Genomic DNA, 20,726 nt, shown 5'->3' with positions numbered 1-20,726 from the left:
CTTCGCTTCGCTCCCGCGGGTCAGCCCCGGGCGGCGTCCCGGCGCTGCTTGACCAGGCCGGCGGTGGTGAGCAGCACGACCAGCACGCCGGCCGCGTACAGCTGCTGCCGGTTGCCCTCGGTGGTGGTCATCAGGGCGAGGATGCCGGCGACGGCGGCCATCGCGACCCAGGTCAGGTACGGGAAGCCCCACATCCGCACGGTGAGCAGCTCGGGCGCCTCGCGCTCCAGCCGGCGGCGCATCCGCAGCTGGACGACGCAGATGAACAGCCAGACGACCAGGATGGCGACGCCGGTGGTGTTCATCAGCCAGGTGAAGACGGTGGCGGGCCAGAACTTGGCGGCCAGCACGGCGGCGAAGCCGAACAGGCAGGAGGCCAGCACGGCCCGCCGGGGTACGCCGCCGCTGACCTTGGCGAGGGCGCGCGGGCCCTGGCCGCGGCCGACCAGCGAGTAGGCCATCCGGGAGGCGCCGTAGATGTTGGCGTTCATCGCGGACAGCAGGGCGATCAGCACCACGAACTGCATGATCGTCCCGGCGCCGGGCACCCCGAGGTGGCGCAGCACGGTGACGTAGGGGCCGTCGGCGACGACCGCCGGGTCCTTCCAGGAGACCAGGGTGACGACCAGCGCCATCGAGCCGATGTAGAAGATCGCGATCCGCCACACGGCGGTGCGCACCGCGTAGGCGACGTTGCGCTTGGGGTCCTCGGACTCGGCGGCGGCGATGGTGACGGTCTCCAGGCCCCCGTAGGCGAAGACGGAGGCGAGCAGGCCGACGATCAGTCCGCTGGCGCCGGTGGGCAGGAAGCCGCCCTGGCCGGTGAGGTTGGTGGTGCCGGGGGCGCCGGGGCCGAGCACGCCGGCCACGCCGAGTGCGCCCAGCACCAGGAAGGCGATGATCGCGGCGACCTTGACGGCGGCGAACCAGAACTCGAACTCGCCGAAGTTCTTCACCGCGGTGAGGTTGCTGGCGCAGAAGAACACCATGAACAGGGCGACCCAGATCCAGGCGGAGACGCCGGGGACCCAGCCGTTGACGATCTTGCCGGCGGCGGTGGCCTCGGCGGCGACGCCGCAGCAGAGCATCACCCAGTACATCCAGCCGGCGGTGATCCCGGCCCAGGGGCCGAGTTCCTTCTCGGCGTGCACGGAGAAGGAGCCGGAGGCCGGGCGGGCCGCCGACATCTCGCCGAGCATCCGCATGATCAGCATGACCAGCAGCCCGGAGAGCACGAAGGCCAGGATGATGGCGGGCCCGGCCGCCGCGATGCCCGCGCCGGAGCCGACGAACAGGCCGGCGCCGATGACGCCGCCGAGGGCGATCATCGAGAGGTGGCGCTGCTTGAGCCCGTGCGAGAGCTGCTGGCCGGGGGCCGGGGGAGGGGGTGTGGTGGTCCCGGGCGGCGCGGAGCGCGCGGAGGAGCGGGCCATGGGAGGTGGATCCAGACTGTTCGGCATGCGGTGCGAGCTGTCCAATATCCGGGGATGTGGCTGTGCATGCCAAGAATGTCCGGTCCGGGATCAGCATGCGGACCTCATCGTGGCAGTCCGGGCCCGTGCGGTCACGTTCCGTGGCCCCGGTGGGTCGGGACCCGACAAGGAGGGTGGCCGGGGCTTTGTCCGGATCCCTGACGGTGTTCGGTGTGATCGCCGCGTAGGTTCAGAGTGATCACTCACTTGATCCGCTGATCCTTCGATCGTCCGGATCCCCACCGTGCCGAGGAGAAGCCCGATGGCCACCGCCAGCACCCCCGTTCCGAGCCGCGCCGTCCTCGCGGACCTGCTGCCCGCCGCCGGTACCCGCCTCGGGGCCCAGGCCCGCGACCTCGCCCTGGTCGCCGGCGGCGCCGCGCTCACCGGCCTGGCCGCCCAGCTGTCGGTGAACGTCCCCGGCTCCCCGGTGCCGGTCACCGGCCAGACCTTCGCCGCCCTGCTGGTCGGCACCGCGCTCGGCACCCGCCGGGGCATCGCCTCGCTCGGCCTCTACCTGCTCGCCGGCATGGCGGGCGTGCCGTGGTTCGCCGAGGGCTCCTCCGGCTGGTCGATGCCCTCGTTCGGCTACGCGATCGGCTTCGTGCTGGCCGCCGGCCTGGTCGGCGCGCTGGCCCGGCGCGGCGCCGACCGCTCGCCGGCGCGCACCGCCGCCGCGATGGTCCTCGGCAGCCTCGCCATCTACGCGGTCGGCGTGCCCTACCTGGCGTTCGCCCTCGACGTCCCGCTCGCCCGCGCCGCCGAACTCGGCCTCTACCCGTACCTGGTCGGCGACGCCCTGAAGGCCGCCCTCGCCGCCGGCGCCCTCCCGCTCGCCTGGAAGCTCGTCGGCCGCCGCTGACCCCGCTCTCCGGGGCCGGCTCGCCGCCCCCTGCGGAGCCCGGGTCCGCGCGCATGCCACACTCATGGGCATGCGCGTGTACCTGGGCTCCGACCATGCCGGATACGAACTGAAGAACCACCTCGTGGAGTGGCTCAAGGAGGCCGGCCACGAGCCGGTCGACTGCGGGCCGCACATCTACGACGCCCTCGACGACTATCCGCCGTTCTGCCTGCGCGCCGCCGAGCGCACCGCCTCCGACCCGCAGTCGCTGGGCATCGTGATCGGCGGCTCGGGCAACGGCGAGGCTATCGCCGCCAACAAGGTCAAGGGCGTCCGCGCCGCGCTGGCCTGGAGCGAGCAGACCGCCGCGCTCGGCCGCGAGCACAACAACGCCAACGTGATCTCCATCGGCGGCCGGATGCACACCGAGGACGAGGCCACCAGGTTCGTCGAGATCTTCCTCAACACCCCGTACAGCGGCGACGAGCGCCACACCCGCCGGATCGACATGCTCGGCGTGTACGAGACCACCGGCGAGCTCCCGCCGATCCCGGCCCACCACCCGCAGCAGGAGGCCTGACCCCTCCCGCCCGTCCCGGCTCCTCTCCGGCGGCCGGCCGCGCCCGTGACGGCGCGGCCGGCCGCCCGCGTTCCCCGGCCCGCGTGCGGGGGTGCGGATCCGGCCGGACGGCGGCTGGACGGCGGCTGTGAGATCGCTGTGTGATCGGCCACAGCGCGCACCCCGGCGCACGCCGCGCCCGAACCGCCCGCGCGACGGGGCACGCGCCGCCCGGGCGGTTCGTACGCCCTGTGCCCGCACGCCTCCTGACACTCCGGCCGCCACCCGCCGCAATCGGCCGAAACCCGCTGACGGGCCCGCGCCACCGCACCGCCGCCCCCGCCCGGCCCGTCGACGCCGACCGGGAGCGCTGGATATGGTCGGTCCCCATGGCTGGCAGAGCGCCGGGCACACCGCCCCAGACGACTGCGACGAGGCCCGGCGCCGCCCCGGCGTCCGACCCCGTGACGGCCCGGTTGCGCAAGAGGCTCCGCCGGGTCCGCCGAAGGCTGCGCACCGCCGGAGTGGACTACTTCCGCGGCGGCGCCGCCGACTGGCCGGTGCTCTGCGCGCTCTCCCTGCTGGTGCCGCTGCTGATCCTGCTCAACGTCTGGTGGCCCGCCTGGGCCCCGCCCACCGCCCTGGTGCTGCCGATCCTGGCGGCGGCCCTGCTGCTGCGCCCCGGCTCCCTGGTGGTGCTGTACGCGCTGGCCGCGCTCGGCCTGTCCGCCGAGTCGGTCATCCACACCGGCCAGCGGGTGGCCAGCGACCACCCCGAGTCCTACACCTACGGGGTCACCCCCGGCGCTGCCCTGGTGGTCGGCGCGGCCGGCGTCGGCGGCCTGCTGCTGGCCCAGTTCCGCAGCCGGGTCGGCGTGCCCTGGTGGGGCGGCTCGACGATGCTCTTCGACCTGCGCGAGCGGCTGCGGGTGCAGAGCCGGGTGCCCCGGCTGCCGGACGGCTGGCACGCCGACATGGCGCTGCGCCCGGCCGGCGGGCAGTCCTTCTCGGGCGACTTCGTGGTCGCCGACCGCACCGGCCCCGGCCGGCGGGTGCTGGAGGTGGTCCTCGCGGACGTCTCCGGCAAGGGCATGGACGCCGGCTCGCGGGCGCTGCTGCTCTCCGGCGCGTTCGGCGGGCTGCTCGGCTCGCTGCCCGCGCACGACTTCCTGCCCGCCGCCAACGGCTATCTGCTGCGGCAGTCCTGGGAGGAGGGCTTCGCGACCGCCGTGCACCTGGTGCTCGACCTGGACACCGGCGAGTACGAGCTGCTCTCGGCCGGGCACCTGCCGGGCATGCAGCGGCTGGCGGGCGCCGGCCGCTGGGAGGTCAAGGAGGCGCAGGAGGGCCCGGCGCTCGGCATCTACGACGGCGCCAAGTTCGAGGGCGTGCGGGGGCGGTTGAACCGCGGCGACGTCCTGCTGCTGTGCACCGACGGCATGGTCGAGGCGCCCGGCCGGGACCTCTCGGAGGGCATGGACCGGCTGATGGGCGAGGCGGACCGGCTGGTGCCGGGCGGCGGCCCGGGCGCCGGCGGCGGCGCGGCCTCCCGGCTGATCGAGACGGTCGCCCGGGACATCAACGACGACCGCGCGGTCCTGCTGCTCTGGCGCGACTGAGCGGCGTTCGACGCCCCACCGACGCCCCCCGCCGACGCCCCACCGGCGTCCCACCGAGCCCCGCCACGGGCCCTGTTGCGGGGCCCTGCGCGACGGCACGTGCCAACGGCAGCTGCTGTCAAGCCCCGGAGCTGATCTTCAGCCAATTCCGGCACCCCGGAAGCAGAGCGGACCTGCCGGTTCCGCTCCGGCCCGCCGAACGTTTCCCGGCCGCTCAGCGGTGCCCCGCCGACGATTCGTCAAGATGTCTCGACTATCGTCCCGGTCGGCGGAAACTCGTCTCGCATCGCAGGATATCGGCGTTCGACCGACTGTCAGACCTTTACGCAATCGGCACGGTCGACCACACTGAGTCCGGGCGGGACTGTTCAGGATTCGGGGGATGGGGGGCGTCACATGCGGCACGACGGAAACCGTGCGTCCGTACCGGGCTGCCTTCCCTCCGGCCTCGACGTGCCGGACGAACTGCCGTTCCGCCTCGGGACCGTCGGACAGGCCGGGGTCCGGCTTCGCAGGGGACGTCCGCCGGTGGCGCCCCGCTATGAAACGAGGAAGTGAGTCCGGGTGGCACTCTCCGTCTCCGCGCTGGTCCTGTTCGGCGTCATCTGCTTCATCTTCATCCGCCAGAAGCAGCTGAAGCCCGGGCACTTCATCCTGGCCGCCCTGTTCGGCTTCATGCTCAACCAGAGCACGGCCGCCAAGCCGATCCAGGACTTCCTGGCCCAGATCGCCAAGTCCATCTCCAGCATCGCCAGCTGACCGTCGGACCGCCGGGCCTCCGGGACCGGCGCCCCCGTCACCGGTCGGCGCGCCTCGCCTGCCGCCACCGGGCGAACAGGCCCCGCGGGCGCGCCGCCGCCACGGCCGCCGGCCGGGCCGACGCGACCCCGCCGGCGCCGGCCGGCGCGGTCATCGCCGCCGACGGCTCCTCGTGGGCCGTCAGCAGCACGAACAGCCGTGCCCAGCACAGCCGCTCGCCGCGCGGCCAGTCCAGCGCGCGCAGCGCCGCCGACGCCGCCTCGCTGACCTCGCCGTCGATCCTGACCTCGGCCACGTCGTCCCCCGACCGCCCGCCGAGGAACAGCTTCACCCCGTGCGGCCGCCGCGCGCCCGGCCCGCTCAGCGCCGGCAGCAGCGCGGGCGCCAGGGCCGGCACCACCCGGTTCCCGGCCAGCCAGGCCGCCAGCCGCTCGTTGCCGAACCCGAAGACCGCCGCCGGCCCCTGGACGGCGTGCCAGCCGGGCAGTTCGGCGTGGTCGGCGTGGTCGGCGTGCGCGCCGCGCCCCTCCCGCAGCTCGACCAGCGCGGCCGCCGTGGTGGTCGCCCACATCCGCACCGCGTTCTCGAGCTTCTCCTCCTCGGTCTTGCCGAGGCCGGCGGTGCAGTCCCACACCACCGGCGCGTCCGCCCGGCCGAGCTCCATCGCCCAGCCGAGGTCGACGTGCCCGGCGCCCTCGCCGCCGGGATGCTCCCGGACGGCCACCGCGACCGTCCCGGGACCGCGCACCACCTCGCCGTCGACGGTGAACTCCTGCCCGAGCCGCGCCATCTCCCGGACCACGCAGCGCTGAATCACGGCCAGTCGGTCCTGCGGGCGCACGGGGACTCCTCAGCTCACGGCTTCGAATCGTCTCGAACGCCATCTGCCATCGAACTGCTCTCGAACGCCGCCGAGGCTATCGGCCCGGAGGCCCCCCGGGAAACCGTCCGGGCGCCGCCGGGCCGTGCGGGTCCGGAGTCACCGGCGTGCCGTTCCACTCGCAGAGATGACCGGAATGCACCATTTTGGGTAGCGAGAACCACCGGCTCCGCCTGGAGAATCCGCATGCCCCGCACCACCCTCGGACCCGCCCCCGCCCCGCGGCCGCTCGTCCCGTCCGCCCCGGACACCTCCGGGCTGGTCGCCGAGATCGAGGCGTACCTCGCCTCGCTGCCCGCCCCCGCGCGCACCCCGGCGCCCTACGTCTGCCCGTACGGCTCGGTGCCGCAGCCCTGGCACGCCGGCCACCGCCCGCCCCGGGCCACCCTGCTCGACCGGGCGCTGCGCCGCCCGGCCCGGCCCGTCCCGGTCACCGCCGCCGAGCACCTCGCCCTCGCCTCCCGCTACATCGCCGCGCACGGCTGGCTGCAGGGCGCGATGTGGGACGCCTCCGGCCGGGTCTGCCTGCTCGGCGCCCAGGCGGCGGTGCTCGCCCACGGGTTCGGCACCCCGGCCACCGTGCGCACCGCCCGGGTGCAGCTGATGGAGGTGCTGCACGCCACCGGCCGTCCGGTGAACTCCCCGGACGAGTTCAACGACCGGCCCGCCACCCGCCAGGCCGACGTCCACCGGCTGCTGGAGCGGGCCGCCGCCCGGGCCGCTCGGTTGGGCCTGTGAGCACCGGGCCGGCGGGGTGCCGGGCCGACGGGACACCGGGGCTGACGTGGCGCCGGAAACGCGAACGGCCCCGGTGGATACGCATCCACCGGGGCCGTTCGTCCTGCTGAGCGGGCGACGAGAATCGAACTCGCGTGACTAGTTTGGAAGACTAGGGCTCTACCATTGAGCTACGCCCGCGTGATCCTCCGGCCGTCGCCGGACGGAAGGTCGGGAAACAGCGTACCTGGTCCGGTCGGCTGTGCGCACACCCGATTCCCGGTGAGGGCCTCGGAATATCTCGGCGATCCGGCGGGGCCCGGCGTGTACGCTTCCTCTCGGCACCACGGGGTGTGGCGCAGTTTGGTAGCGCGTCCGCTTTGGGAGCGGAAGGCCGTCGGTTCGAATCCGGTCACCCCGACCGTGCGCAGGGTCTCGCCCAGGGCGGGGCCCTGTTGTCGTTTGCGGCCCGGCTCCGGCATGGTAGGTGGTTGATTTTTCACCAAGCCTGGAGATTTCCCGATGAGTGCGACGAGCCCGAGCCGGCCGACGCGGATGAACCCCAAGATCGCGGTCGGCGTCGTCTTCGTTGCCTCGCTGTTCATGACGATCATGGACGGCACGATCGTCAACGTGGCCGTGCCCGCGATCGGCCGGGACTTCGGCACCGACCCGGCCGGGGTCGGCGTGATCAACGTCGGCTACCTGGTCAGCCTGGCCGTCTTCGTCCCGCTCTCCGGCTGGCTCGGCGACCGCCTGGGCACCCGCCGGGTCTTCCTGTACTCGCTGGCGCTGTTCACCGCCGCCTCGCTGCTCTGCGGCGCGGCCGACTCGCTGGCCTCGCTCACCCTGTACCGGATCCTCCAGGGCGCGGCCGGCGGCCTGCTCACCCCGGTCGGGATGACCATGCTCTTCCGCGCCTTCCCGCAGGAGGAGCGGATGCGGGCCACCCGGGTGCTGATGCTGCCCACCGCCGTCGCCCCGGCCAGCGGACCGGTGCTCGGCGGCTGGCTGGTGGACAGCTGGTCCTGGCACTGGGTCTTCATCGTCAACGTGCCGGTGGGCCTCGCGGGGCTGGTCTTCGGCCTGCTCTTCCTGCCCGACTACCGCGTCGAGCGGGCCGGGCGGTTCGACCTCTCCGGCTTCCTGCTCGCCGCCGTCGGCTTCGGCGGCACGATGTACGCGCTGTCCGAGGGGGCGTCCGAGGGCTGGGGGAGCGCGCGCATCCTCGCCCCGGCGCTCGCCGGCCTGCTCGCCCTCGCCGCCCTGGTCGCGGTCGAGCTGCGCCGCCCCGAGCCGATGCTCGACCTGCGGCTCTTCCGGGACCGGATCTTCCGCACCGTCAACCTGCTCTCGCTCTTCTCCGGCGCGGCCTTCCTCGGCATGCTCTACCTGTTCCCGCTGCTGATGCAGAACGCGCTCGGCATGGACGCCCTGCACAGCGGGCTGATGGTGTTCCCCGAGGCGCTCGGTGTGATGCTCGCCTCCCAGGTGTCGGCCCGGCTCTACCCGAGGATCGGCCCGCGCCGGCTCCTCGCCGCCGGATCCGCCGTGGTGGCCGGCTGCCTGGCGCTGATGGCGACGATCGGGCCGGAGAGCAACCTCTGGGCCGTGCGCGGGCTGCTCTTCCTGACCGGCTTCGCGATGTCGCACGTCTTCATGCCGAGCCAGACCGCCGCCTTCGCGACCGTCCCCGCCGCCGCCACCGGCGCCGCCTCCACCCTCTACAACGCCCAGCGCCAGATCGGCTCGGCGCTCGGCGTGGCCGTGCTCGGCACCGTGCTGACCGCCGTCGGGCCGTTCACCGCGGACGCCTCGGGTACGCCCGTGGCGAACCTCACGGCCTACCGCGCGGCCTTCCTGACCGCCTCCGCCCTGGCCCTGCTCGCGGCCGTGATCGCGCTGTGGGTGCGGGACTCCGACGCCGCCGCGACCATGCGCCCGGCGCCGGTACCGGGCGGCACGGGGGCCGGTGACGGGTCCGGCGGCGGACCGGACGGAGGGGCGCCCGGCGCGCCGCCGGCCGGGGGTGCCGGGGGCGTGTCCGGAGCGGCCCGGAAGGCCGCCGGGAGGGCCTGAACGGGCCCGGACGGCGGCGTCCTGGCGTCCGCCTTTCGTGGTACCGGTAGGATGGGGCGCTGGCGGTAGTCCCTGTGGCGTCCACCCAGGTCAACCGCACGAGGGCGAGGAGTCACGCTCACCGTCCACCCCCCACGGGAGATGCAGCTCCAACCGCCCATCGCCCGTCTCGCCCGACCCGCTGGAAACCGGCCCCGGCCGGCGTCCGGGGAGGGCGCAGGCAACCTGACCGCAAGCCCATAGGAGACCTAACCGTGAAGAGCGCCGTCGAGACTCTGAACCCGACCCGGGTTCGACTCACCGTCGAGGTGCCCTTCGAGGAGCTCAAGCCCAGCCTCGACGCGGCGTACAAGAAGATCAACCAGCAGGTCTCGGTCCCGGGCTTCCGCAAGGGCAAGATCCCGAACCGGGTCATCGACCAGCGCTTCGGCCGTGGTGCCGTGCTGGAGGAGGCCGTCAACGACGCCCTGCCGCGCTTCTACACGCAGGCCGTCGACGAGGGCAAGATCGAGGTCCTCGGCCAGCCCGACATCACCAACATCGAGGGTGTCGAGAAGATCGCCGACGGCGGTGACCTGAAGTTCACCGCCGAGGTCGACGTCCGCCCGGAGATCACCCTTCCGGACTTCTCGACCATCGAGGTCACCGTCGACCCGATCGAGGTCTCCGACGAGGACATCGCCAAGTCCCTGGAGCAGCTGCGCGAGCGCTTCTCCTCGGTCAAGGACGTCGAGCGCGCCGCCGCCGCCGGCGACATCGTGGTCGTCGACCTGGAGGCCAAGGTCGACGGCGAGGTGCCGGAGGACGGCACCGCCGCCGGCGTGAGCTACGAGATCGGCTCGGGCCGTCTGATCGACGGCATCGACGAGGCCGTCGTCGGCCTGGAGGCCGGCGCCACCGCCACCTTCACCACCGAGCTCAAGGGCGGCACCCAGGCGGGCAAGACCTCCGAGGTCACCGTCAAGGTCACCGCCGTCCAGGAGAAGGAGCTGCCCGAGCTGGACGACGAGTTCGCCCAGCTGGCCAGCGAGTTCGACACCCTGGAGGACCTGAAGGGCGACTCCCGCAAGCGCCTGGAGCGCATGAAGGAGTACGACCAGGCCACCCAGGCCCAGGAGAAGGTCCTGGACGCGCTGCTCGGCCTGGTCGAGATCGAGTTCCCGGAGAAGCTTCTCAAGGACGAGGTCGAGACCCGCAAGCACAACCTCGAGCACCACCAGCTGGAGCCGATGGGCCTCACCCTGGCGAGCTACCTGGAGACCCAGGGCAAGTCGGAGGAGGAGTACCTCGCGGAGCTCGAGGAGCAGGCGAAGAAGGGCATCAAGACCCAGTTCGTCCTGGACCAGATCGTCGCCGACGAGGAGCTCAACGTCTCCCAGGAGGAGCTGACCGAGCACCTCATCCGCCGCGCCGCCGGCTCGGGCCTGACCCCGGACCAGTTCGCGCAGCAGGTCGTCCAGGGCGGCCAGGTTCCGCTGCTGGTCGGCGAGGTCGCCCGCGGCAAGGCGCTGGCCACGGTGGTCGAGGCCGCCAAGGTCGTCGACACCGAGGGCAACGAGATCAACTTCGACGACGACGAGGCCGACGAGTCGGCCGAGACCGTCGAGGCCCCGGCCGCCGAGGCCGAGGCCGAGGAGAAGACCGAGGCCTGACCGCCGCGGTCGCCTCGCTCGCCCTGAGGCGTGAGCGCGGGCCCGGACGCCGTACGGTGTCCGGGCCCGCGCCGTTCCCGGGCCGTTCCCGCCCGGAGTCCGGCTCCCGGGGCGAACCCTGCGCTCACAGCGAACAGTTCTGCGTGAGGGATTCAGCGGCCCGGCCTGCGCGTTAGGGTCCATGGACAGCAACAATCACGACGTGATACCCGGAAGCTGTGCGACATCGTGACGGCCGTGGAGCGACCGTCCAAATCGACTGAGCAGGTGGCTAAGTGACGTACCCGCAGATGCAGATGCCCGGCCCGATGGCGCCGCACGCCGCCGCTGGTGACGTGCTGGGCGGCCTCGGCGACCAGGTCTACAACCGGCTGCTCAACGAGCGGATCATCTTCCTCGGCCAGCAGGTCGACGACGACATCGCCAACAAGATCACCGCCCAGCTGCTGCTGCTGGCCGCGGACCCGGACAAGGACATCTTCCTCTACATCAACTCCCCGGGCGGCTCGATCTCGGCCGGCATGGCGATCTACGACACCATGCAGTACATCAAGAACGATGTCGTCACCATCGCGATGGGCATGGCCGCCTCGATGGGCCAGTTCCTGCTGACCGCCGGTGCCAAGGGCAAGCGCTTCTCGCTGCCGAACGCCAACATCCTCATGCACCAGCCCTCCGCCGGCCTCGGCGGCTCGGCCACCGACATCCGGATCCAGGCGGAGCAGCTGCTGCGCACCAAGAAGCGGATGTCCGAGCTGATCGCGTTCCACAGCGGCCAGTCCTTCGAGCAGATCACCCAGGACTCCGACCGTGACCGCTGGTTCACCCCGGAGGAGGCCCTGGAGTACGGCCTGATCGACGCGATCATGCACAGTGCCGCGGACGTCCCCGGCGGCGGCGGCACCGGCGCCTGAGCCCCGGCCCGGGCCCACGAGACCACAGCCACAACGCTCCGGAGGACCAGAACACCCATGAACATCCCCAGCCTGTCGGCCGCCAAGGCCCGCGTCGAGGACATGCGGGCCGAGGGCCGCTACATCGTCCCGCGCTTCGTCGAGCGCACCTCGCAGGGCATCCGCGAGTACGACCCGTACGCCAAGCTGTTCGAGGAGCGCATCATCTTCCTCGGCTCCCAGGTGGACGACGTCTCGGCCAACGACATCATGGCGCAGCTGCTGTGCCTGGAGTCGATGGACCCGGACCGCGAGATCCAGATGTACATCAACTCGCCCGGCGGCTCGTTCACGGCCCTGACGGCCATCTACGACACCATGCAGTACGTCAAGCCGGACATCACCACCGTCTGCATGGGCCAGGCGGCCTCGGCGGCGGCCGTGCTGCTGGCGGCCGGCACCCCGGGCAAGCGGATGGCGCTGCCGAACGCCCGCATCCTCATCCACCAGCCGTACACCGAGACCGGCCGCGGCCAGGTCTCCGACCTGGAGATCCAGGCCAGGGAGATCTTCCGGATGCGCGAGCAGCTGGAGGAGATGCTGTCCAAGCACTCCAACCGCTCGGTCGAGCAGGTCCGCGACGACATCGAGCGCGACAAGATCCTCACGGCCGAGGAGGCCGTCGAGTACGGTCTGGTCGACCTGGTCATCTCGACCCGCAAGGCTTCGCTGACCTCCTGAGGCCGGCACCGCCCTCCCGGCCCGTCCTCGGGCGGGGAGGATGCCGGGGGCGGGGCGCGCGACCTTCTCGCGCGCCCCGCCCCCGGCGCACCGGCGGCTGCTCCGACGGCATCTGTTCGGTATCAATTCGCCCAGGGCGTAGGGCAGACCCGGCGAAGAGGGCGGAATCGGCGGCTCGGCAGAGTACCGTCGGATAGCGAGACCGATCGCCGTCGGCGTCGACGGTCCACAGCACCAGGCCCCGGAACTCCCGCGGGGCCCCTGGCGAAGGGGAAGCACCTCGTGGCACGCATCGGAGACGGTGGCGACCTGCTCAAGTGCTCGTTCTGCGGCAAGTCGCAGAAGCAGGTGAAGAAGCTGATCGCCGGCCCAGGCGTGTACATCTGCGACGAGTGCATCGACCTGTGCAACGAGATCATTGAGGAGGAGCTCGCCGAGACCTCCGAGGTGCGCTTCGAGGAGCTCCCGAAGCCCCGCGAGATCTACGAGTTCCTGGACCAGTACGTGGTCGGCCAGGACCTCGCCAAGAAGGCCCTGTCGGTGGCCGTCTACAACCACTACAAGCGGGTCCAGGCCGGTGAGGCCGGCCGCAGCGGCGGCAACGGCCGCGAGGACGCCATCGAGCTGGCGAAGTCCAACATCCTGCTGCTCGGCCCGACCGGCTCCGGCAAGACGCTGCTGGCGCAGACCCTGGCCCGGATGCTGAACGTGCCGTTCGCGATCGCCGACGCCACCGCGCTCACCGAGGCCGGGTACGTCGGCGAGGACGTCGAGAACATCCTGCTCAAGCTGATCCAGGCGGCCGACTACGACGTCAAGAAGGCCGAGACCGGGATCATCTACATCGACGAGATCGACAAGGTCGCGCGCAAGAGCGAGAACCCGTCGATCACCCGGGACGTCTCCGGCGAGGGCGTGCAGCAGGCGCTGCTGAAGATCCTGGAGGGCACCACCGCCTCGGTGCCGCCGCAGGGCGGGCGCAAGCACCCGCACCAGGAGTTCATCCAGATCGACACCACCAACGTGCTGTTCATCGTGGGCGGCGCGTTCGCCGGCCTGGAGCGGATCATCGAGGGCCGGGCGGGTGCCAAGGGCATCGGCTTCGGCGCCAACATCCGCTCCAAGCGGGAGCTGGACGCCAGCGACCACTTCCGCCAGGTGATGCCGGAGGACCTGGTCAAGTTCGGCATGATCCCGGAGTTCATCGGCCGCCTCCCGGTGATCACCAGCGTGCACAACCTGGACCGCGAGGCGCTGCTGCAGATCCTCACCGAGCCGAAGAACGCGCTGGTCAAGCAGTACCGCAAGCTCTTCGAACTGGACGGCGTGGAGCTGGAGTTCTCCCGGGACGCGCTGGAGGCGATCGCCGACCAGGCGATCCTGCGCGGCACCGGCGCGCGCGGCCTGCGGGCCATCATGGAGGAGGTGCTGATGTCCGTGATGTACGAGGTGCCCTCGCGTCAGGACGTCGCCCGCGTGGTGGTGACCGGGGACGTCGTCTCCAAGCACGCCATCCCGACCCTGGTGCCGCGCGACATGATCAAGCGGGAGCGGCGCGACAAGAGCGCCTGACGCCTCCCGCCCGGGCACGGACGAGGGCCCCGGTACCGCCTGATGGCGGCGCCGGGGCCCTCGTCCGTCGTGGTCGCCGGTTACTTGGGGATCTCGGCGACGGCGCGCAGGGCGCGGGTGTCCGCGGCGAGCTGGTCGAGGTCGGGGCGGCCGCCCTCCTCGGCCGGCGGGCTCATCACCAGGACCAGGCTGCTGGAGTCGGCCCAGGCGCAGACGCCCAGGTCGGTGCCGTCCTGGGAGGCGACGCCGCAGTCCATGCTGCCGCCCTTGGGGCCCGGGTCGACCGGGTGCCGGTCGCCGACCCTGGTGCCGTCGGACTGCAGGCCCTTGAACATGGCGTCGAGCTCGGTCTTCGGGGCCAGCACCTTGCCGTAGCCGCCGAGCACCACGAGCCGCGGGTCCTCGGCGGAGTCCTGGTAGACCGCGCTGACGCCGGTGGGTCGCCAGGAGCCGTCGCCCTTGCCGAGCTCGGCGGTGATGGCCTCCTCCATCTGCCGGGCGACCTCGTTGTTCTCGTCGCTGGTGAGGCCGTTGAAGGTGGCCGGCAGGACGATCTTCTGGGTGCCGGCGTTGGAGGTGATGTCGAAGACGAAGTACGCGACCGCGCCGCCGATGAGGACCAGCACGAGCACGAAGACGCCGACGAGGATGCCGAGGGTGCGCCGGCGGCGCGGCGGCGGGGCGGCGGGGAACGCGCCGTACGGGGCGTAGCCGGGCGGCCCGGGCGGCCCGGTCTGGGGCGGGACGGCGCCGAAGGGCGGCGGGGTCTGCGGCGGCGCGGGCTGCCCGCCGTAGGGCTGCCCGCCGTACGGCTGTCCGCCGGGCGGCGGGGGCGGGGCGCCGTAGGGGTTCTGCTCGGTCACGGAGGCCCTTCCTGGGACGGTGGTGCCGGGCTCGTGCGAAGGTTCGGACGAATGCCCGGCACGCTATCGCACCGGTCCGTCACCCGGTCGGGTAATACCACCGCGGGCCCGTGCCCGCCCGCCGCGGTGTCCGGGGGGTGAAAGCCGTTCGTGACCCGGTTCCCGGGTTACGTAAACTGTCCGTCGTGACCGACACCACGAACCAGCGCCCCGTGAGCACCCACGCCGGGGACGAAGCAGCCACCCTCCCGACGACCTTCGCCCCGGCGGACGTAGAGGGCGAGCTGTACGAGCGCTGGGTAGAGCGCGGTTACTTCACCGCCGACGCCAAGAGCGACAAGCCCCCGTACACCATCGTCATCCCCCCGCCGAACGTCACCGGTGCGCTGCACCTGGGCCACGCCTTCCAGCACACGCTGATGGACGCGCTGACCCGCCGCAAGCGCATGCAGGGCTTCGAGGTGCTCTGGCTGCCCGGCATGGACCACGCCGGCATCGCCACCCAGAACAAGGTCGAGCAGCAGCTCGCCGAGTCCGGCCTCTCCCGCCACGACCTGGGCCGCGAGGCCTTCGTGGAGAAGGTCTGGGAGTGGAAGGAGAACTACGGCGGGCGGATCCTCGGCCAGATGCGCCGCCTGGGCGACGGCGTCGACTGGTCGCGCGAGCGCTTCACCATGGACGAGGGCCTGTCCAAGGCCGTCCAGACCATCTTCAAGCGGCTCTTCGACGACGGCCTGATCTACCGCGCCGAGCGCATCATCAACTGGTGCCCGCGCTGCCTCACCGCGCTGTCCGACATCGAGGTGGAGCACGAGGAGGTCCCCGGCGAGCTGGTCTCGATCCGCTACGGGGACGGCGAGGACTCGATCGTCGTCGCCACCACCCGGGCCGAGACGATGCTGGGCGACACCGCGGTGGCCGTCCACCCGGACGACGAGCGCTACCGGCACCTGGTCGGGCGCACCATCAAGCTGCCGCTGACCGACCGGGAGATCCCGGTCGTCGCGGACGAGCACGTCGACCCGGAGTTCGGCACCGGCGCCGTCAAGGTGACCCCGGCGCACGACCCCAACGACTTCGCCATCGGCCAGCGCCACGACCTGCCGAACCTGAGCGTCATGGACGAGCGCGGCGCGATCACCGTGCACGGCCCGTTCCTCGGCCTGGACCGGCTGGAGGCCCGCTCGGCCGTCGTCGGCGCGCTGCGCGAGCAGGGCCGGATCGTCGCCGAGAAGCGCCCGTACATGCACGCCGTCGGCCACTGCTCGCGCTGCCACACGGTGGTCGAGCCGCGGCTGTCGCTGCAGTGGTGGGTCAAGGTCGAGCCGCTGGCGAAGGCGGCCGGCGACGCGGTCCGCGACGGCAAGGTGGAGATCCACCCGAAGGAGCTGGAGCGCCGCTACTTCGACTGGGTCGACAACATGTACGACTGGTGCATCTCGCGCCAGCTGTGGTGGGGCCACCGGATCCCGGTTTGGTACGGCCCGGACGGCGAGGTCGTCTGCGTCGGCCCGGACGAGCAGCCGCCGACGGGCGAGGGCTGGCACCAGGACCCCGACGTCCTGGACACCTGGTTCTCCTCCGGCCTGTGGCCGTTCTCCACGCTGGGCTGGCCGGAGAAGACCCCGGACCTGGAGAAGTTCTACTCCACCGACGTCCTGGTGACCGGCCACGACATCATCTTCTTCTGGGTCGCCCGGATGATGATGTTCGGCCTGTACGCGATGGACGGCCAGGCGCCGTTCAAGACGGTCGCCCTGACCGGTCTGGTGCGCGACGAGTTCGGCAAGAAGATGTCGAAGTCCTCCGGCACCGCCGTCGACCCGCTGGACTGGATGGACGCCTACGGCTCCGACGCGGTCCGCTTCACCCTGGCCCGCGGCGCCAACCCGGGCGCCGACGTGCCGATCGGCGAGGACTGGGTCAAGGGCGCGCGCAACTTCTGCAACAAGATCTGGAACGCGACCCGGTTCGCGCTGATGAACGGCGCGACCGTGGACGGCCCGCTGCCCGCCCCGGAGCAGCTGACCGCGGTGGACCGCTGGATCCTGTCGCGGCTGAACGCGACCGTGACCGAGGTCGACGCGCTGTACGACGGCTACGAGTTCGCCAAGGCCTCGGACGCGCTCTACCACTTCGCCTGGGACGAGGTGTTCGACTGGTACGTCGAGCTCTCCAAGACCACCCTGGCCAAGGGCGGAGCGCAGGCCGAGGCCTCCCGCCGGGTGCTGGGCGAGGTCCTGGACGTCACCCTGCGGCTGCTGCACCCGGTCGTGCCGTTCGTCACCGAGGCGCTGTGGACCACGCTGACCGGCGCCGAGTCGGTGGTCGTCGCCGACTGGCCGAAGGACAGCGGCTTCCGGGACACCGCGGCCGAGGCCGAGGTCGCCACGCTGCAGCAGGTGGTCACCGAGGTCCGCCGGTTCCGTTCGGACCAGGGCCTCCAGCCGGCCCAGAAGGTCCCGGCCCGCCTGGACCTGGACGGCACCGTGCTCGCCGTCCACGAGGACGCGATCCGCTCGCTGCTGCGGCTGACCGTGCCCGAGGAGGGCTTCGCGGCCACCGCCTCGCTGCCGGTCGCCGGCGCGACCGTGGCGCTGGACCTGTCCGGCACGATCGACGTCGCGGCGGAGCGCAAGCGCCTCGCCAAGGACCTCGCGGCGGCCGAGAAGGAGAAGACCCAGTGCGGCGCCAAGCTCGGCAACGAGGCCTTCCTGGCCAAGGCGCCGGACAACGTGGTCGCCAAGATCCGGGGCCGCCAGGAGGCCGCCGAGGCCGACATCGCCCGGATCACCGCCCAGCTCGCGGCGCTGCCGCAGGGCTGACGCGCCGACGGTTCCCCGGAGCCGCATCCCGCCGACGCGGGGTGCGGCTCCGCCGTTTTTCCGGAGGTCGGAAAATCGTGCGGCCCAATAGCCCAATCCGTTGCTCCCTTCCGGCGAATATTCAGCCCGGACCGGGTGGGGTCCTATTCCGCCCGAATTCATTCCGGTCTTGCCCGCGCGCGCTCGCGGAAGTTTCCAGGTCGACTGTGTACGGTGTGCTTCGAGTTCCGGACGGCGAGGAGCGACGGGAGGGCATGGACGTGATGGTGACCGAGGAGCTGACCGAGGAACTGGCCGGCGAACTGCCTGCCGAGGCGGTCGAGGAGGCCAAGGGACGGGCGGCGACCCTGCTGCTCGCCTTCCGGCACGGGAACCAGCTCGCGTTCGACCACACCTTGGACCGGCTGTTCGAGGAGCAGGCCGAGCGCGAGGTGACCACGCTGCTCACCTGGATCGCCGCCGAGGCGGTCCGCAAGGCCTACGCCCCCGAGGTCGGCGACCGGGTGCTGCGGGCGATGGCCCGGCGGGCCCCGCGCGACACCGGCGCCGTGCACATCGACGAGGAGGGCGTGGACGCGGCGCGGCTGATCGAGGCGGTCGCGGCCGGCGAGGTGGCCGAGGTCCGCGGCCTGGTCGCCACCACCCCCGACACCACCTTCCTGCTCGGCGGCCTGCTCCAAGGCGTGGCGATGATGCTGCCGCTGCTGCCGGAGGGCGAGCTGGCGGAGATCACCGCCGAGCTGCGCCGCCGGCACGGCTCGGTGCCCGCGGGCGTGCCGGAGGCCCGGGCCGGGGTCTGATCCCCGCCCGGGCCCCACGGCCCCGCGCGTCGCGGTTACGGCATCGCGTGCAGGTGCGAGCCGACGGTGTTGGCGATCCCGCCGCCCGCCTTGGCGTCGTGGTTGGTCGACCAGGTCATCGCCCCGCCGATCCCGGGCCACTTGGTGTCGGGCTTGAAGCTGCCGCAGTTGGTGCCGGAGGCCAGGCAGTCCAGCGCGTTGTTGACCACGCTCGGGCTGACGTAGCCGCCACCGGCCGCACTGGTGGAGGCCGGCACGCCGAGGCCCACCTGGTCGGGCCGCAGCCCGCTCTTGAGCTGGATGCAGGCCAGCCCGGTGAGGAAGTTGACGGTGCCCTGGGAGTAGACCTGGCCGTCACAGCCCAGCATCGCGCCGGAGTTGTAGTACTGCGTGTTGACGATGGTGAGGATGTCCTTCACGTTCAGCGCCAGCTTGAAGTACTCCATGCCGGTGGACTGCATGTCGATGGTCTGCGGCGCCATGGTGAGCGTGAAGCCGGAGCCGGCCTTGGCGGCCAGCGAGTGCAGCGCCTGCCCCATGTAGGTGGAGTTGATGCCGTTCTCCAGGTCGATGTCCACGCCGTCGAAGCCGTAGGTCTGCATCAGCGACCAGGCGTTGTTCGCGAAGGTGGTGGCCGCGCCGGAGCTGGCGACGGAGACGGTGCCCTTCTCGCCGCCGACCGAGAGGATCACCTTCTTGCCGGCCGCCTTCTTGGCCGCGATGTCGGCCTTGAACTGCGCCTCGGTGTAGCCGCCGAGCCGGGAGGAGAGCGTCGGGTCCAGGGTGAAGCTCAGGCCGCCGGGCGTGCTCGTGGCGTCGGCGAAGGAGACCGCGATGATGTCGTACGCGGCCGGCACGTCGCTGATCCGCTGCACGGTGGCGCCGTTGTCGAAGTTCTGCCAGTAGCCGGTCAGCAGGTGCTTGGACGGAGGCCGGGGCGTGGTGGCGGTCGGGGTGGGCGTGGTGGCGGTGGGGGAGGGCGTGGTGGTGTCGGTGGGCGACGGGCTGCCGGGGCTGCTCGCGGTGGGGCTGGGCTTGGGGTCGCCCGGGCCGAGCAGCGAGACGTCGTCGGCCAGGAAGGCCGGCTGCCCGTACCAGCCGTGCAGGTAGACGGTGACGCTGGTGGTGTTCGCCCCGGTGGTGAAGGTGGTGCTCAGCTTGGACCAGGCGTTGCCGCCGGGCGTCCAGGTGCTCGGGTCGGTGCCGCCGGTGCCGCGGGCGCCGAGGTAGATGTACGAGCCCTGGACCCAGCTGCTCAGCGTGTAGGTCGAGGACGGCTTCACCGCGACGGTCTGGGTGCACTCGCCGGTGCCGCTGCCGCCCGGGGTGGAGCGCAGCGCGCCGGTGCCGGAGTGGACCGAGGCGGTCTCCGGGGTGCCGGCCGTACAGGTCCAGCCGCTGAGGCGGTTGGCGTCCTCGAAGCCGCCGTTGGTGATGAGTTCGACGTCGGCCGCGGCGTGCGCGCCGGTGCCGCCGGCGAGGACGAGACCGCTCAGGCCGATGGCGACGGCGCTGGCGCCGGCGAGCATCGAGTGGACGGCGCGCGGGCGCCGCTGTCGGGCAGGTGCCATGACTCCATCTCCTGTGGGGGAGGCCGGCGGCCCTCGTGGGGGAGGACCGTCCGGGTGTCGATGGGTGTGCGTGCGGGAGCTACCGACAACTCAAGTCCCTGTCGGGATCGGAGACTTGCCTTCACAAAATGGAGTAGACCAATTCTGCTGTCAAGAGGGCCCCGGTCCGGGGCCCGGTTCAGGCGGCCGCCGGAAGCGGCTCGGCGCCCTCCCGGACCAGCCGGGCGGTCAGGTCCGCGATCCGGGCGGAGGCCAGTCCGTCGCCGTAGGGGCTCGGGGTGCTCGCCAGCCGGTCCAGCCGCTCGGGGGTGTCGCACGCCGAGGACCACCCGGGAGCGGTCGGTGCCGGGCGGCAGCCAGGCGGAGATCTCCCGGTAGGCGGCGTTGAGGGCGGCGCCCTTGCCGATCCGGGCGTGCGGGCGGCGGCGCTGGACGAGGTGGACGCGCGGGTCGCGGTCGGCGGCGGCGAGCACCAGTTCGCGGGTGGCGTCCTCGCTGTCGTCGTCGATCACCCACAGGTGGGCGGCGGGGGCGACGGCCCGCAGGCCCGCGAGGGTCCGGGCGATCACCGTCTCCTCGTCCCGGCAGGGGACCATCAGGTGCCACTGGAGGGCGGGGTCGCCGGGGGCGGCGGGGGTGCCGTGCCGGAAGGCGTGCCGGGAGCCGGCCCAGTAGACCAGGAAGCGGCCGAACACCAGGACCATGTAGCAGAGCAGGGCCAGCGAGATCAGGCCGCCGAGCTGGAGGAACCCCTCGCGTCGCGTCTCGACGAACAGGCGCAGGGCGTCGGGCATGGCGAGGCGCTCCTCACGATCAAAGGCAATTTGTCTCCTTTGGGTGCGAATCAAAGCTTCATTGCGGTCTGATGTCGCTAAATCGA

17 protein-coding genes and 2 tRNA genes are annotated in these 20,726 nt (G+C 72.2%); 13 read left to right on the top strand and 6 right to left on the bottom strand.

Annotated features, from left to right (window positions below; genetic code table 11):
* Positions 1–20 precede the first annotated feature (20 nt).
* The gene (locus tag ACFZBX_RS32820; RefSeq protein ID WP_391537437.1) at positions 21–1,433 is read right to left on the bottom strand and encodes an amino acid permease; all 1,413 of its coding nucleotides are present in this window, start codon (positions 1,431–1,433) and stop codon (positions 21–23) included.
* 301 nt (positions 1,434–1,734) lie between these two features.
* On the opposite strand from ACFZBX_RS32820, the gene ACFZBX_RS32815 reads away from it, so the two are divergent.
* The 4 genes from ACFZBX_RS32815 (at position 1,735) to ACFZBX_RS32800 (ending at position 5,253) form a co-directional block, all read left to right on the top strand.
* Positions 1,735–2,334, top strand: coding sequence for a biotin transporter BioY (locus tag ACFZBX_RS32815; protein ID WP_391537436.1), 600 nt, complete (start codon positions 1,735–1,737; stop codon positions 2,332–2,334).
* 70 nt (positions 2,335–2,404) lie between these two features.
* A complete protein-coding gene (locus tag ACFZBX_RS32810) occupies positions 2,405–2,896 on the top strand; it encodes a ribose-5-phosphate isomerase (RefSeq protein ID WP_391537435.1) in 492 nt (163 codons plus the stop codon).
* Positions 2,897–3,264: 368 nt separating this feature from the next.
* A complete protein-coding gene (locus ACFZBX_RS32805; RefSeq protein WP_380763403.1) occupies positions 3,265–4,494 on the top strand; it encodes a PP2C family protein-serine/threonine phosphatase in 1,230 nt (409 codons plus the stop codon).
* Positions 4,495–5,058: 564 nt separating this feature from the next.
* Positions 5,059–5,253: a hypothetical protein gene (locus tag ACFZBX_RS32800; protein ID WP_391537434.1), complete on the top strand. Its 195-nt coding sequence runs from the start codon at positions 5,059–5,061 to the stop codon at positions 5,251–5,253.
* A 37-nt stretch (positions 5,254–5,290) separates the two neighbouring features.
* On the opposite strand, the gene ACFZBX_RS32795 is transcribed toward ACFZBX_RS32800, so the two are convergent.
* The gene (locus ACFZBX_RS32795; RefSeq protein WP_391537433.1) at positions 5,291–6,094 is read right to left on the bottom strand and encodes a DUF6348 family protein; all 804 of its coding nucleotides are present in this window, start codon (positions 6,092–6,094) and stop codon (positions 5,291–5,293) included.
* Positions 6,095–6,319: 225 nt separating this feature from the next.
* Here ACFZBX_RS32795 and ACFZBX_RS32790 point away from each other — a divergent pair, with 225 nt between their 5' ends.
* A complete protein-coding gene (locus tag ACFZBX_RS32790) occupies positions 6,320–6,871 on the top strand; it encodes a hypothetical protein (protein WP_391537432.1) in 552 nt (183 codons plus the stop codon).
* A 109-nt stretch (positions 6,872–6,980) separates the two neighbouring features.
* Here the strand turns inward: ACFZBX_RS32790 and ACFZBX_RS32785 are convergent.
* A tRNA-Gly gene (locus tag ACFZBX_RS32785) sits at positions 6,981–7,051 on the bottom strand.
* Positions 7,052–7,197: 146 nt separating this feature from the next.
* Here ACFZBX_RS32785 and ACFZBX_RS32780 point away from each other — a divergent pair.
* From ACFZBX_RS32780 to clpX, 6 genes are all read left to right on the top strand, one after another.
* A tRNA-Pro gene (locus ACFZBX_RS32780) sits at positions 7,198–7,271 on the top strand.
* A 101-nt stretch (positions 7,272–7,372) separates the two neighbouring features.
* Positions 7,373–8,929, top strand: a complete 1,557-nt coding sequence (locus ACFZBX_RS32775) for an MDR family MFS transporter (RefSeq protein WP_391537431.1) — start codon at positions 7,373–7,375, stop codon at positions 8,927–8,929.
* Between the two features lie 254 nt (positions 8,930–9,183).
* Positions 9,184–10,581: a trigger factor gene (gene tig / locus ACFZBX_RS32770; RefSeq protein ID WP_391537430.1), complete on the top strand. Its 1,398-nt coding sequence runs from the start codon at positions 9,184–9,186 to the stop codon at positions 10,579–10,581.
* 296 nt (positions 10,582–10,877) lie between these two features.
* Positions 10,878–11,495, top strand: coding sequence for an ATP-dependent Clp protease proteolytic subunit (locus ACFZBX_RS32765; protein WP_376096046.1), 618 nt, complete (start codon positions 10,878–10,880; stop codon positions 11,493–11,495).
* 57 nt (positions 11,496–11,552) lie between these two features.
* The gene (locus ACFZBX_RS32760; RefSeq protein ID WP_350569306.1) at positions 11,553–12,215 is read left to right on the top strand and encodes an ATP-dependent Clp protease proteolytic subunit; all 663 of its coding nucleotides are present in this window, start codon (positions 11,553–11,555) and stop codon (positions 12,213–12,215) included.
* A 282-nt stretch (positions 12,216–12,497) separates the two neighbouring features.
* Entirely contained in the window at positions 12,498–13,787 is a 1,290-nt protein-coding gene (gene clpX, locus ACFZBX_RS32755; protein ID WP_350569305.1) for an ATP-dependent Clp protease ATP-binding subunit ClpX, read from the top strand.
* 80 nt (positions 13,788–13,867) lie between these two features.
* Here the strand turns inward: clpX and ACFZBX_RS32750 are convergent, their stop codons facing one another.
* Positions 13,868–14,650 (bottom strand): hypothetical protein, encoded by a 783-nt coding sequence (locus ACFZBX_RS32750; RefSeq protein WP_391537429.1) that lies wholly within the window; start codon positions 14,648–14,650, stop codon positions 13,868–13,870.
* Between the two features lie 185 nt (positions 14,651–14,835).
* Between ACFZBX_RS32750 and ACFZBX_RS32745 the strand changes: the two genes are divergently transcribed.
* Both ACFZBX_RS32745 and ACFZBX_RS32740 read left to right on the top strand, forming a co-directional pair.
* A complete protein-coding gene (locus ACFZBX_RS32745) occupies positions 14,836–17,475 on the top strand; it encodes a valine--tRNA ligase (protein ID WP_391537428.1) in 2,640 nt (879 codons plus the stop codon).
* Between the two features lie 254 nt (positions 17,476–17,729).
* On the top strand, positions 17,730–18,275 hold the full coding sequence (locus tag ACFZBX_RS32740) for a hypothetical protein (protein ID WP_391537427.1): 546 nt from the start codon (positions 17,730–17,732) through the stop codon (positions 18,273–18,275).
* Positions 18,276–18,310: 35 nt separating this feature from the next.
* On the opposite strand, the gene ACFZBX_RS32735 is transcribed toward ACFZBX_RS32740, so the two are convergent.
* Positions 18,311–19,846, bottom strand: a complete 1,536-nt coding sequence (locus tag ACFZBX_RS32735; protein WP_391537426.1) for a chitinase — start codon at positions 19,844–19,846, stop codon at positions 18,311–18,313.
* Positions 19,768–20,640 (bottom strand): glycosyltransferase, encoded by an 873-nt coding sequence (locus ACFZBX_RS32730; protein ID WP_391537425.1) that lies wholly within the window; start codon positions 20,638–20,640, stop codon positions 19,768–19,770. The genes ACFZBX_RS32735 and ACFZBX_RS32730 overlap by 79 nt, the downstream gene beginning before the upstream one ends.
* Positions 20,641–20,726: the final 86 nt, after the last annotated feature.

Origin of the sequence: Kitasatospora sp. NPDC008115 (genome assembly GCF_042957205.1) — a bacterium.
Taxonomy (GTDB): Bacteria; Actinomycetota; Actinomycetes; order Streptomycetales; family Streptomycetaceae; genus Kitasatospora.
Note: the sequence above shows the minus strand (reverse complement) of the source record. Positions and strands in the feature narration are given on the sequence as shown.